The organism is Sulfitobacter sp. NFXS29, assembly GCF_040148765.1.
Taxonomy (GTDB): Bacteria; Pseudomonadota; Alphaproteobacteria; order Rhodobacterales; family Rhodobacteraceae; genus Sulfitobacter.
Genome location: NZ_JAGDED010000009.1, coordinates 141,273 through 154,648 on the forward strand (window position 1 = coordinate 141,273; position 13,376 = coordinate 154,648).

Here is a 13,376-nt window from a genome sequence, read left to right on the forward strand (position 1 = left end):
TCAACGGGCCGCATTTGTCCCGCCGGCAGTGGCAGGAGGGCAACCGAAGGGCGGGGCCGCTCAGTAGATGCTGGTTTCGGGGGCGCTGCCCTGTCGCACCGTGCCGCGGTACATGCCCTGCGAGTTGAACGGCATGGCGATATTGCCCGCACCGTCCACGGCGATGATCCCGCCCGACCCGTCGTTGGGGGCCAGATCCTGCATCACCACATGATCGGCGGCGGTGGCAAGGTCTTCGCCCGCGTGGCGCATGCGTGCGGCGATCTCTCCCGCCGCGTTCCAGCGGATAAAGACCTCTCCATGTCCGGTGGCCGAGACCGCGCAGGTCGCATTATCGGCGAATGTGCCTGCCCCGATCATCGGCGTGTCGCCGACGCGGCCCGGGGCCTTGGCGGTCATGCCCCCCGTTGAGGTGGCGGCGGCGATGTTGCCCGCAACATCGCGCGCCACGGCCCCCACGGTGCCATGCCGCCGCGCTGGATCGTCCGAGACTTCGCCGCGGGCGCGCATCGCAAGCGTCTCTTGCAACGCGTCCCAGCGAGACTGGGTGAAGAAATAGTCACGGTCGCCGAATTCAAGCCCGGCCTGCCGCGCGATCTCTAGCGCGTTGGGGCCAATGAGCGTGACATGCTCGGTCCGCTCCATCACCGCGCGGGCCAGTTTCACCGGGTTCTTCGGGCCAAAGACACCGGCGACCGACGCCGCCCTGCGGTCGCGCCCGTCCATCACGGCGGCGTCCATCTCCTGCGCGCCTTCGGACGTATAGACCGCGCCGCGCCCTGCGTTGAACAGGGGCTCATCCTCCAACGCACAGACCGCCGCTTCGACCGCGTCCATCGCGCTGCCGCCTTCGCGCAGGATGGCCTCGCCCGCTTCCAGCGCGCGGGAGAGGGCGTTGTGATAGGCGGCCTCCTGCTCGGGGGTGATGTTTTCCTTCAGGATGGTTCCGGCACCGCCGTGGATGGCAAGGGAATAGGTCATGTCGGTCCTTTCGATCCGGGGGGGGGGGGCGTCTAGCCCGCAACCCGGTGCAGCATCTGGCGGCCCGAGGTCAGCCCCTGCACCTTTTCCACGATCGACCGCGCGTCGATCCCGAAGTGGCGATAAAGGTCGGCAATGGTGCCGGTCTGTCCGAAGTGTTCCACCCCAAGCGGCACCGTCTGGTGCCCAACGACCGAGCCCAACCACGAAAGTGTCGCCGGATGCCCGTCGATCACCGTGACCAGCTTGCAGTCGCGCGGGAGCTGCCCCAGCAGCGTTTCGATATGGCTTTGCGCCGCGTGGTTGCCCCGCGCGCGGGCGCGTTGCGCGGCGGTCCAGCCCGCGTTCAGACGGTCGGCAGAGGTCACCGCCAGTACGCCCACGTCGCGGCGGCCTTCGGCGATGCTGCCTGCCGCTTTGATCGCTTCGGGCGCCACCGCGCCTTGATAGGCGATTACCACGTCGCAGTTCGGCCCCGGCTTGCGCAGCCAATAGGCCCCGTCGATGGCGCCTTGGCGGAAGTCCTCGTCGACCCGTTTGCCGGGCTGTTCGATGGGATTGGTGGTGAGCCGCAGATAGACCGAGCCGCCGGTCTCATCGCGCAGCCACGTGCGCTCGTCCGGGTCGCCTTCGCCGTCCTTTTGCAGATAATCGAAGGCCCACTGCATGATGACGGCCAACTCATCGGCAAAGGCGGGCTCGAAGCTCGCCAGCCCGTCTTGGCTCATCCCAATCAGCGGCGTGCCGATGGACTGATGCGCGCCGCCCTCGGGGGCGAGCGTCACGCCCGATGGCGTGCCGACGATCATGAAGCGCGCGTCTTGGTAGCAGGCGTAGTTCAGCGCGTCCAAGCCCCGCGCGACGAAGGGGTCGTAGACCGTGCCGATGGGAATGACCCGCTTGCCAAAGAGCGAATGCGACAGGCCCGCCGCACCCAAGAGCAGAAAGAGGTTCATCTCGGCGATGCCCAGTTCGATATGCTGGCCTTCGGGGGTGAACTCCCATTTCGCGGTGGAGGGGATTTTTTCGTTGATGAAAGTGTCTGCCTGTTCGCTGCGCGCAAACAGCTTGCGCCGGTTCACCCACGGGCCGAGGTTCGTGGTGCCGGTCACGTCGGGGGACATGGTGACGATACGCGCGGCCAGATCGCTGTCGCCTTTCGACAGATCGTCGAGGATCTTGCCAAAGGCCATCTGCGTGGAAATCTCGCGGTCGCTGGAAAGTTCGATCTGCGGCACCGGCAGGCTGGCGTCACTGTAGCGGCGGCGGCCTTTGGCGAAAAACGGCACGCGGTCGAGCGCGGCTTGCAGGGAATCGGGGTCGTCGACGGTGGCGAATTTCTCCCATTCCGCGCCCTCATCCACGCCCATGTGCTTTTGCCAGTCGGCCATCTGGGTCTTAGTCATCAACCCGCCGTGGTTGTCCTTGTGGCCCGCGATCGGCGTGCCCCAGCCCTTGATCGTGTAGGCCAGAAAACAGACCGGGCGGTCGTGGTCGATGGCGGCAAAGGTCTCGGCCATGGTTTCCACGCAATTGCCGCCGAGGTTCTCCATCAGCTCGGCCAGTTCGTCATCGCTGCGCGCGTCGATCAGTGCTGTGACATCGCCCTGATCGCCAAGCGCCTCCATCAGCCGCTCGCGCCAGACCGCGCCGCCCTGATAGGTCAGCGCCGAGTAAAGTTGGTTCGGGCAATTGTCGATCCAGTCGCGCAGCTTGTCGCCGCCCGGCTCGCCAAAGGCTGCGCGTTGCAGGGCGCCGTATTTCACCTTAACCACGTCCCAGCCGAAGGCGTCGAAAATCTGCTCGATGCGCTTGAACAGCCCTTCGCGCACCACCCCGTCGAGCGATTGGCGGTTGTAGTCGATGATCCACCATGTGTTGCGCAGATCGTTCTTCCAGCCCTCTTGCAGGGCCTCATAGATATTGCCCTCGTCGAGTTCCGCATCGCCCACCAGCGCCACCATGCGGCCCAAATCGACATCCGCGCCCCAAGCCTTCGCGGTGATGTAGTCCTGCACCAATGAGGCGAAGGAAGTCACCGCCACGCCAAGACCCACCGAGCCGGTGGAGAAATCCACATCGTCGATGTCCTTGGTCCGGCTGGGGTAGCTCTGCACGCCCTGAAACCCGCGGAAGTTTTTCATCTTTTCGCGGGTCTGATTGCCCATCAGATACTGCATCGCGTGGAAGATCGGCGAGGCATGGGGCTTGACCGCCACCCGATCCTCAGGCCGCAGAGCGCTGAAATAAAGCGCGGTCATGATCGACACCATGGAGGCCGAAGACGCCTGATGCCCGCCCACTTTGATCCCGTCCACCTTGGGCCGGATGTGGTTGGCGTTATGGATCATCCAGTGCGACAGCCACAGCAGACGTTGTTCGATGGTCTTGAGCTGGGCAGGGGCGAGAGCGGTCATGGCAGGTCTTTCATCTTGAGGATCCCTCGGGCGGTGCCCTCCTCGACACCGCCCGCGACTTGTCCGGTCTTTGCCGGATCAGGCCACTTGCATGTTATGCGCGCCAAGCGCGGCGTAAAGGTCATCAATGATGTCTTCCGCAGATTCCAGCCCAACCGAGAGCCGCACGAGCCCTTCGGCGATGCCATGCTCGGCGCGTTCCTCGGGGGAATAGGTCGAATGGGTCATGCTGGCGGGGTGCTGGATCAGGCTTTCCGCATCGCCAAGGCTCACCGCGCGCTGAATGAGGTGCAGACGGTTCATAAAGGCGATGCCGCCCGGTTTGCCGCCCTTGACCTCAAAGGGGATCATGCCGCCGAAATTGCCCATCTGCCGCCGCGCCAGTTCGGCCTGCGGGAAACTCTCCAGCCCCGGATAGGCGACATGCAGCACCGCTGGATGCTGCTCCAGCGCCTCGGCCACCTTGGCGGCCGTGGCGCAGTGCCGCTCCATCCGCAGTTCCAGCGTCTTGATCCCGCGCAAGAGCAGCATGGCGGTCAGGGGCGACATCACGGCACCGGTCATGTCTTTGAGACCGACAAGCCGCACCTGGGTCATGTCCTCGGCACTGCCAACGACAAGACCCGCGACCACATCACCGTGACCGGAAAGGTATTTCGTCGCCGAATGCAGCACGATGTCGGCGCCATATTCGATGGGGCGGGTGATGACCGGCGTGGCATAGGTGTTGTCGACCACCACCTTCGCGCCCGCGCGATGCGCGATCTCAGAGATCGCGGCGATGTCCACCAGACGGTTGTTCGGGTTTGCGGGGGTTTCGAAATAGACCACCTTGGTCTGGTCGCTGATCACCTCGGCGAGGTTCTGGGGCTCGGTCATGTCGACCAGCGTCACCTTGACGCCAAAGCGCGGCAGACCGTGGGTCATGAAGGCGAAGGTGCAGCCATAGAGCGTCTTGTCGATGATGATCTCGTCGCCGGCCTGCAAGAAGGTCCAGAGCGTCGAGGTGATCGCCCCCATGCCCGAGGCGGTGGCGAGCCCGGCTTCGGCGCCCTCGAGGTTGGCGATGCGCTTTTCCAGATGGTCCAGCGTCGGGTTGCTGATGCGGGTGTAGAAATGCCCCGCGCGCTCGCCCGCGAACATGTCGCCGCCCGCCTCGGCGGTCTCGAAGGTGAAGGTCGAGCTCATGTAGATGGGCGGGTTCAGCGCGCCCTGTTCATCCTGCGCGTCATAGCCGTGGTGGATGGCGCGGGTGGCAAAGGATTTCTGGTTCTCGGTCATGGCTGGCCCCTGTCTGATTTTGGGGGCATGATCCGATGGTACGCAGGGCATTTGGTTGCTAATATATGCGCAAATTGCAGGAGATTTGGCATATCATGCCCCAAACGCCCCGATTGGACGCCACCGACCGCCGCATCATCCGCGCGCTGCAACGCAACGGCCGGATGACCAACCTCGATCTGGCGGAGGAAGTTGGCCTGTCGCCCTCGCCCTGCCTACGCCGCCTGCGCGCGCTGGAGAAAAACGGCGCGATCCGGGGCTACAGCGTGGAGGTCGACGCCAAGGCCTACGGGCTGCCGGTCACGGTCATGGTGCGGGTGACGCTGGACGGACATGACGAGGCTACGGTGAAACGCTTTGAAAACCAGATCAAGGCGATCCCGGAGGTGCTGGAATGTTTCGTGATGAGCGGGCTGTCGGACTATCTGCTGCGCGTCGTGGTGGGCGATCTGGAGGATTACGAGCGCTTCGTGCGCGCGCGGTTGCATCCGATCGGCGGCATCGGCTCGATCGACACCAGCTTTGTCTATGGCGTGGTCAAAAGCACTCAGGTCTATCCCGATACTATTGACTAGGTGGGGGATTGAACGGGCATAGACATTTAACCGGTTTACAATCCCCGTGCCCTTGGGAAAGGTTCGCCCGACCCCCGAGGAGACCACATGACCTTCGCCGCCACCCCCGCCCTGCAAGCCGTCGTCGACCATGTGCTTGGCGATGAGACCGACTGGCCGCGCTCGATGTACCACCCCGATGGGGCTTACGTCGGAAACCGCGAGTGGAACGAGAGCGGCCCTTGGACGGAAATCGTGGGGCCCGTCAAACCGCGCGGCGGACCGGCGGGGGTGATCCTGCAGCGCGGCGAGCGCGTGGCCGATTGGGGCGATACGACGCGGCCCGACATGACATTCTCCATCGCCAAGAGCTACCTTTCGGTGCTGGCGGGGCTTGCGGTGAAAGACGGGCTGATCGCGGACCTTGATGCGCCGGTGGGCGACAGCGTGCCGGGGCCGCTTTTCGCGGGGGATCACAACGGGCGCATCACCTGGCGGCACCTGTTGCAGATGAACAGCGAATGGCGCGGCGAGATTTTCGGCAAGGACGATCAGGTCGACCACTTTCGCCAGATCGGTCCGAAGGCGGACAACAGCCGCAAGGGGCAATTGCGGCAGGTCGGCGCGCCGGGCAGCAATTATGAGTACAACGACGTGCGCGTGAACGCACTGGCCTATGCTCTGATGATGCGCTTCGGCCGCCCCCTCCCGGAGGTGCTGCGCGCGCGGATCATGGACCCGATCGGCGCCTCGGACGACTGGCGGTGGGAGGGCTATTCGACCTCATGGGTCGAACTGGACGGCACCCGGATGCAATCGGTCACCGGCGGCGGGCATTGGGGCGGGGGCCTCTTCATCAGCGCCGAGGACCACGCCAAGTTCGGCCAGTTCATCTGCCAGAACGGCGCGTGGAACGGCGTGCAAATCCTGCCCGAGGATTGGATGCAGCGCTCCCTGACGCCCACGCCCACGCTCGACAAATACGGCTTCCTGTGGTGGCTGAACCGCGGGGCCGAGGCCGATCCGAAACTGCCCGAGAGCGCCTTCAGTGCGCAGGGCGCGGGCGGCCATACGATCTGGATCGCGCCCGAGCAGGGAATCGTCGCGGTGATGCGCTGGCTCGCGCCGACCGCCACGCCGCCCTTCCTCCGCCGGCTCTTCGCCGCGCTGGTCGATAGCTGAAACGAAAGGAAACCCCATGCATATCAAGACCTTTGGCGTCGAAATGTGGATGAACGAATTTGAGAACCACTGCCGCTACAACCTCGCCGAGACCTGCGTCGACTCGATCACCCTGGGTGAGTTGATCGACATGGCGGGCGTCGACAATTCGGTGCTGGGCGAACTGCGCGGGATGCGCATGGGCTACGGCGCGATCGAAGGCTCGGCCCGTCTGCGCGACGCGGTGGCGGGGCTTTATGAGACCCAGAGCCGCGAGAACATCCTGACCACCCATGGCACCATCGGGGCCAATGCCTTGGTACACCAAACGCTGATTTCGCGCGGCGACCATGTCATCGCCATCGTGCCGACCTACCAGCAGCACTACTCCATCCCCGAGAGCATCGGCGCAGAGGTCGAACTCCTGCAACTGCGCCCCGAGAACGGATTTCTGCCCGATCTGAACGAATTGCGCGCCATGATGCGCCCCGATACGCGGATGATCGCCACCAACAATCCCAACAACCCGACCGGCGCACTGATGGACCGCGCGATGCTGGCAGAGATCGCCGAGATCGCGTGCGGCAGCGAGGCTTGGGTGCTCTGCGATGAGGTCTATCGCGGCACTGATCAGACGGGTGATGGCTATACCGCCTCGATCTGCGATCTCTACGACCGCGGCATCAGCACGGCGGGCATGTCCAAGGCCTATTCGCTGGCCGGGCTGCGCGTGGGCTGGGTGGCGGGGCCGCAGGCGCTGCTTGAGAAGATCATGATCCACCGTGACTACAACACGATTTCCGTCGGGGGGATCGACGAGTATTTCTCGGCCCTCGCGCTTGAGAGCCGCGCGCAGATCCTTGACCGCGCGCATCGGATCACCCGGGGGAACCTCGAAATCTTGGCAGATTGGGTCGAGGCGGAGCCGCTGATCTCATGGGTGAAACCCCAGTCGGGCACCACGGCGTTGGTGAAATACGACCTACCGCTGCACAGCCGCGATTTCTGCACCCAGTTGCTGGAGGAGGAGGGCGTGCTTTTCACCCCCGGCAGCGCCATGGATATGGAGGGTTGGCTGCGCATCGGTTTCGCCAATTCGACCGCAGACTTGCAGGCCGGGCTGGCACGTGTCTCGACCTTCCTCGCGCGACAGAGCGTGGACCGGACCGCCACGCAGCCTTAACCGATGACCGCCCTCCGCTGCGGTCATCGGGCTCTGACGCGCCCACATGCCGCAGTGCCGCATCTCAGCCAACCTGATGGAGCCTATCATGCCGCCAGTCTCTGATCTGATCGCCCAATCCGCCGCGCGTTCCTGCGTGGTTCACCGCAAGATCGCAGGCGCGATTTCACGCACCCCGGTGATCGCCTCGCGCCTGCCGATGGCAGAAGGCACGCGGCTTTTCTACAAGACCGAGAACTTTCAACATACCGGGTCGTTCAAGCTCCGCGGGGCCAATGCCAAACTGACCACGGTGCCGTTAGACCGACCGGTCATCACCGCATCCTCCGGCAACCACGGCATCGCCTGTTCACGTGCCGCCCAGACCACGGGGCATGAATTGATCGTCGTGCTGCCCGAGACGGTCGTCGCCAAGAAACGCAAAACCATCGAAGGTTTCGGCACCAAGGTCGTGATCCATGGGTCGGATGCGTCGCTTTCGGAACGGCATGCGCAGGCCTTGGCCGAGGCCGAAGGCTACACCTATATCTCACCCTACAACGACGCCGAGGTGATCGCGGGCCAAGGCACCGCCGCGCTGGAACTGCTCGACCAGATCGAAGGGATCGACACTGTCTTTATCTCGATGGGCGGGGGCGGGTTGATCTCGGGCATGGGGGCGGTGATCAAAGAGTTCTCGCCGCAAACCCGCGTGATCGGCGTGAGTGCCGCCAACAGCTGCGCTCTGGCGGCGTCGATCAAGGCGGGCAAGATCGTCGAGACGGAACATCTCGACACGCTGGCCGATGGCGTGGCGGGTGGGGTCGATGAGGGCTCGCTCACCCTGCCGATGGCAAGCATGGTGATCGACGAGATCGTATATTGCGACGAAGCACAAATCGCCACCGCGCTAAAAGTGCTGGCGTGGGAAGAGAATATGTTGGTCGAAGGGGCCGCCGCTTTGGCGCTGGCGGCCTATCTGGCGGAACCGCAGAAATACGCAGGCCAAACCTCTGCCGCTTTGCTTTGCGGGGGCAACTATGAGGTCGCGCAGTTGCGCGGCATTCTCTGATTGCAGCCCGGCCCGCTGTGGCGTCAGCGGGCCGGGGCCGTCTTTGCCTCAGGGCATGTCGAACCGCAGATCAACCCAACGGCCCACGGGGATGTCACAGGGCGCACCCCCGGCCCAGCCATCCTGCCAGATTACCTCGCGGGTACGAACATCAAGCGCCGCCATCCCCGCGTCATAGCTGCAATCGACATAGACCAACCGGTTGCCATTCGCATCCTGCGGCACTTCGATCTGCCACCCTTTGGACGCAAGCGGCGGGACATCCGTCAATCTGTAGTGGCCAAGCCCAATCCGTTCGAACCGCGCCGCTAGGGGCACCGCTGGCTCTTCGCTGCTGTCGTGGAACAGCCGGACAATCGGGCTCGCTTCTTTAATGAACCCATTGGCATCCACGGTCGTGTTCGTCCCGGACCACAGGGCTTGCCACGCGCCCCATGCCCCGGTTGCCCGCACGCGAAAGGCCAGACCCGGCGTGTCGATCCCCACTGCGATCTGCCACAAGTTCGCGCTCTGCCCGCCCAAAGTGCTGTTGCCGCAAAGCAGGCCAAAGACCCCATCCAGCGCCGAAAAGGGATTGGCCCCGGCGGGTGCCTGTGCATGGGCGCCGCCATAGGCTGAGAAACTGCCCGAAAGATCATGCGCGTCAAGGTCCGCCACAAGCGGCCCCGCATCCGCACCGATGCCGAAATCCCCCACGCGCAGCAGCCGTCCCACCGTCGCGTCATCCACGCTCTGCGTCAGCGCCGCGCCCGTGGCCATGCCGCTGGCGGCGTCAAAGGCCAGCGCGGTGGTCCACCCGCTGCCATCGGCGCTGACCTTGATCGCGAAATCATCCTGCCCTGCTGTGCCCATCTCGGCCCGTCCGGAGAAATCGGTCTGGAACAGCAGGCTCGCGGTATCGGCGGCGCTGGCCTTGTTGAGCTTCACCTGATGCCCCGCGCCTTCGTGGGTGAACAGACTCGCCGGGGAAGAAACCGACAAGCGATTGCCGCTGTCGTGAGCCGTGTTGATCCCCACCCCAGAGAGGTTCGCCAGGTCGGGGGGCGACACCTCGGCCCATTCGCCCGCCACCCAACGGCGCAGGATCCCGGTGGATTTATCCAAGGCAAGCCAGCCGTCCTGTGGCGCGCTGAACTGCCAGGTCTCTCCAATCCAGACGGCCAGTTCGCCGACATGACCCGCCCAAGCCGCCGTGGGGGCGGTGCCGAGGGCATGAACCTCCCCCGCCTGCGGCAGGGCGGGCGGGGTGTTGGCGTCGAAACCTTCGACCGCAAGCTGCACCAGAAGGTCCAGCCGTTGCAGCGCTTCGTTGTGGGTCACATGTTTCTGCGCCTGTGCCGGCATCAGATAGGGAAGGGACAAGCGCTCTGAGGTGTCGGGCATCGGGGCTCTCCGGGTTATGGGTCGCCTGAGACTGTGTGAAAGAAGTCTTTCCAGCCTGACAACCCACCGCTCGGGCGGCGCGCAACGGCGCGGGGCCTGCCCCACCGCCGAATGCTGAACCGGGCCGCTTTCACAATTGCCAATCCGCCCTAACTCCCTGTCAGGCGGCACCTTTTCAATTCGAAAGCCGCAGTCTAACATCTCGCCATCGGCACGCAGGAAAGGCCCACATTTATGTCTATGACCAAGATCGCCGTTGTTGGCATCGGCTATGTCGGCCTGTCGAACGCGGTGCTTCTGGCGCAGCACAATGACGTGACGGCGGTGGATCTGAACGCGGACCGGGTGGCGCAGGTGAACGCGCGCCACGCGCCGATCGTCGACCCCGAGATCGAGCAATACCTCGCCCAAAAGCCGCTCACCCTCAAGGCCAGCACCGAGCCGGGGGCGGCATACCGGGAGGCCGACTATGTGCTGATCGCCACGCCGACGAACTACGACCCGCGTACCAATGTTTTCGACACCTCCAGTGTCGAGGCCGTGGTGCGGGATGTTCTGGCGGTCACGAAAACGGCCACCATCGTTATTAAATCCACGGTGCCGGTGGGCTATACCGCAGGGCTGTCTGCCGCGTTGGACACCGATCAAGTGATCTTCAGCCCGGAATTCCTGCGCGAAGGCCGCGCGCTTTATGACAACCTGCACCCCTCGCGGATCGTCGTCGGCGAAGACAGCCCCCGTGCGCGGCGCTTTGCACGACTGCTGGCCGAGGGGGCAATCGACGATGATATCCCCATGCTCTTTACCGGCGCGTCCGAGGCAGAGGCGGTCAAACTCTTTGCCAATACCTTCCTCGCCATGCGGGTGGCGTATTTTAACGAGTTGGACAGCTATGCGCTGACCAATGGGTTGGACACGCGTCAGATCATCGACGGTGTCTGCCTCGACCCGCGCGTGGGCGGGCATTACAACAACCCCTCTTTCGGCTATGGCGGCTATTGTTTGCCCAAGGATTCCAAGCAGTTGCTGGCGAACTATTCGGATGTGCCGCAAAATCTGATCAACGCCGTGGTCGAGGCGAACCGCACCCGCAAGGATTTTGTGTCAGAGCAGATCATGGCACTTGGCCCTCAGCGGGTGGGCATCTACCGGCTGGTGATGAAGACCGGATCGGACAATTTCCGCCAAAGCTCGGTCCAAGGGATCATGAAACGGCTCAAGGCCAAGGGCATCGAAGTGATCGTCTACGAACCTGTGTTGCAGGAGGACCGGTTCTTTGGCTCGGAGGTCACGCGCGATCTGGAGGCGTTTAAGGCGCGCGCGGATGTGATCGTGGCAAACCGCAATCACCCCGATTTGGCGGATGTCCCGGACAAGGTCTTTACCCGCGACCTTTTTGGCGCGGATTAACGGATGGGCGGCACGCCTCAACGCGCTTTGGAATGGCGGGCCGCAGCGGGGCGAGGGTAGCAGCCGTTGTCCGCCTCCCGCGACCAGAAGGCGGGTTTCACCACCGCCTAATCCGCGGTTGCCGGGGCCATGGGCGCGAGGTCCAATCCGCCCACCTGCGCCAGATGCTCCAGCAGAGCGTCGACCCCTTTGCCGGACTTCAATGCGCAAAAGACCGTCGGCAAGTCTGGCCGCATCCGCGCGCTATCACGCTGCATGACCTCAAGCGAGGCCCCGACATGGGGCGCGAGATCGGTCTTGTTGATCACCAGAATGTCGGACTTGGTAATCGCCGGTCCGCCTTTGCGGGGGATTTCCTCACCCGCTGCCACGTCGATCACATAAAGCGTCACATCCGCCAGCTCAGGGCTGAAAGTGGCTGACAGATTGTCGCCGCCGCTTTCGATCAAGACCACATCCACCTCCGGGTGGCGCGCGACCATCTCTGCCACGGCGGCTAGGTTGATCGAGGCATCTTCGCGGATTGCCGTATGCGGGCAGCCGCCGGTCTCGACCCCGATGATCCGGTCTTGGGGCAACACCTGCATCCGCATCAGCGCTTCGGCATCCTCTTGGGTGTAGATGTCATTGGTGATCACGCCGATTGACAGCCGGTCATGCAGGGCGCGGCAAAGCGCTGCCGTCAAGGTGGTTTTGCCCGCGCCCACGGGGCCGCCGATGCCGACACGCAAAGGGCCATTGTTGCGTTTCATGTGCGGAAAATCCTCGAATACTGTGTTTCGTGTTTCATGGCGGCGATGTCACCTAGAAAGGCGGTGGAGGAGAGATCGTCGAGCGTGCCTGCCGCCGCTGCCCCGGCAACTTCGAGACAGACCGGCGCGAGCGCGCGGATGACGATCTGCCCCTCGGTCTGCCCCAAGGGGATAAGGCGCATGCCTGCAGTGGCAAGATTGGCGGCAAAGGCGTGCAAGAACAGCTCTAGCGTTTGGCGCAGGGGCAGCCCTTGCAGACGCGCCGCGTGTCCTACGGCAACCGGATAGCAAAGCGGCGGCAGGTCGACCTGCCAGATCGCGGCACTTGCGCGGGCAAAGGCTTCGCCTTGCAGCACGGTCTCTTTCAACCGTTCGGCAGAGGCTGCAAAGGCGCGGGCCTGCGCGTCGATCTCTGCCGGGTCATCCGCGCGATAGGCCGCCGCAAGAAACAGCGCATCGGCCTGTCCCCCACCGTCCCGCAGCACGCTGCACAGCCAGTCGGCCAAAGCATCTTGATCCGTCACCGTCCCGTCCTGCACCGCCCATTCCAGCCCGTGGCTATAGGCAAATGCCCCCACCGGGTAGGAGGGGGAGAGCATCTGCACCAGCGTCAGAAGCGCGTCGGCCTTCAGGGTTTCAGCCATGCGCGTGGTCGTGGTGCTGGGCGGGGTCGTGATCATGGACGGGGTCGTGATCATGCGCGTGGTCGTGATCATGCGCGTGGTGGTGATCATGAACGGCGTGGTGAACATGGCCGTGGTCATGGCCATGGGTGCGCCCATGGCCATAGGCGCCGCCTTCGGGGCGGAAGGGTGCGGTGATCTCTCGCGTGGCGGCACCGATCTGGCCAAGCATCTTGGCGATCACATGGTCGCGCTGGATCACAAGCCGGTCGGTATCGATCTGGCAGGGGGTATGGCGGTTCCCGATGTGCCATGCGATGCGCGGCAGGTCGGGGCCGGTCACTTCCAGCAGGTTTTCCTCGGCGGCCACCACCTCAACCACGCGCCCGTCGGCCAGAACAAAAGCGTCGCCGTGGTCAAGCGAGGTGGTCTGCGCCAGATCGACCAGAAACGGCAGCCCGCCCGCCGTGGTCAGCACCTTGCGGCGCAGAAAACGCCCGTCATAGGTCAGTTCTACCCGGTCACTGGCATCGGACCACGCTTCGGCGCGGCGCATGTCTTGGCAAAGGATGGGGGTCAT

The 13,376-nt window shown here is 64.2% G+C and carries 12 protein-coding genes; 5 read left to right on the top strand and 7 right to left on the bottom strand.

What is annotated here, in order from left to right; all coding sequences use genetic code 11:
- Positions 1 to 60: 60 nt before the first annotated feature.
- The 3 genes from J3456_RS14730 to J3456_RS14740 form a co-directional block, all read right to left on the bottom strand.
- Positions 61 to 981 carry an isoaspartyl peptidase/L-asparaginase family protein gene (locus J3456_RS14730; RefSeq protein ID WP_349580880.1) on the bottom strand — a complete coding sequence of 307 codons (921 nt, stop codon included), beginning with the start codon at positions 979 to 981 and terminating at the stop codon, positions 61 to 63.
- 32 nt (positions 982 to 1,013) lie between these two features.
- On the bottom strand, positions 1,014 to 3,398 hold the full coding sequence (locus J3456_RS14735) for a thiamine pyrophosphate-binding protein (protein ID WP_349580881.1): 2,385 nt from the start codon (positions 3,396 to 3,398) through the stop codon (positions 1,014 to 1,016).
- 78 nt (positions 3,399 to 3,476) lie between these two features.
- On the bottom strand, positions 3,477 to 4,679 hold the full coding sequence (locus tag J3456_RS14740) for a methionine gamma-lyase (protein WP_349580882.1): 1,203 nt from the start codon (positions 4,677 to 4,679) through the stop codon (positions 3,477 to 3,479).
- A gap of 95 nt (positions 4,680 to 4,774) precedes the next feature.
- On the opposite strand from J3456_RS14740, the gene J3456_RS14745 reads away from it, so the two are divergent.
- The 4 genes from J3456_RS14745 (at position 4,775) to J3456_RS14760 (ending at position 8,628) form a co-directional block, all read left to right on the top strand.
- Positions 4,775 to 5,254, top strand: coding sequence for an Lrp/AsnC family transcriptional regulator (locus J3456_RS14745; protein ID WP_349580883.1), 480 nt, complete (start codon positions 4,775 to 4,777; stop codon positions 5,252 to 5,254).
- Between the two features lie 87 nt (positions 5,255 to 5,341).
- Positions 5,342 to 6,415, top strand: coding sequence for a serine hydrolase domain-containing protein (locus tag J3456_RS14750; protein ID WP_349580884.1), 1,074 nt, complete (start codon positions 5,342 to 5,344; stop codon positions 6,413 to 6,415).
- Positions 6,416 to 6,431: 16 nt separating this feature from the next.
- On the top strand, positions 6,432 to 7,577 hold the full coding sequence (locus J3456_RS14755; RefSeq protein WP_349580885.1) for an aminotransferase: 1,146 nt from the start codon (positions 6,432 to 6,434) through the stop codon (positions 7,575 to 7,577).
- A gap of 88 nt (positions 7,578 to 7,665) precedes the next feature.
- Positions 7,666 to 8,628 (top strand): threonine ammonia-lyase, encoded by a 963-nt coding sequence (locus J3456_RS14760; protein ID WP_349580886.1) that lies wholly within the window; start codon positions 7,666 to 7,668, stop codon positions 8,626 to 8,628.
- Positions 8,629 to 8,676: 48 nt separating this feature from the next.
- Here the strand turns inward: J3456_RS14760 and J3456_RS14765 are convergent, their stop codons facing one another.
- On the bottom strand, positions 8,677 to 10,011 hold the full coding sequence (locus J3456_RS14765; protein WP_349580887.1) for a DUF2793 domain-containing protein: 1,335 nt from the start codon (positions 10,009 to 10,011) through the stop codon (positions 8,677 to 8,679).
- A 234-nt stretch (positions 10,012 to 10,245) separates the two neighbouring features.
- Here J3456_RS14765 and J3456_RS14770 point away from each other — a divergent pair, with 234 nt between their 5' ends.
- Complete coding sequence (locus J3456_RS14770) at positions 10,246 to 11,421, top strand: nucleotide sugar dehydrogenase (protein ID WP_349580889.1); 1,176 nt, start codon at positions 10,246 to 10,248, stop codon at positions 11,419 to 11,421.
- Between the two features lie 107 nt (positions 11,422 to 11,528).
- On the opposite strand, the gene ureG is transcribed toward J3456_RS14770, so the two are convergent.
- From ureG to ureE, 3 genes are read right to left on the bottom strand one after another with little or no spacing between them, the layout of a single operon-like run.
- Positions 11,529 to 12,173 carry an urease accessory protein UreG gene (gene ureG / locus J3456_RS14775; RefSeq protein WP_349580890.1) on the bottom strand — a complete coding sequence of 215 codons (645 nt, stop codon included), beginning with the start codon at positions 12,171 to 12,173 and terminating at the stop codon, positions 11,529 to 11,531.
- A complete protein-coding gene (locus J3456_RS14780; protein ID WP_349580927.1) occupies positions 12,170 to 12,817 on the bottom strand; it encodes an urease accessory protein UreF in 648 nt (215 codons plus the stop codon). Before J3456_RS14780 ends, ureG begins: the two co-directional genes overlap by 4 nt.
- Positions 12,810 to 13,376 (bottom strand): urease accessory protein UreE, encoded by a 567-nt coding sequence (gene ureE, locus J3456_RS14785; RefSeq protein ID WP_349580891.1) that lies wholly within the window; start codon positions 13,374 to 13,376, stop codon positions 12,810 to 12,812. The genes J3456_RS14780 and ureE overlap by 8 nt, the downstream gene beginning before the upstream one ends.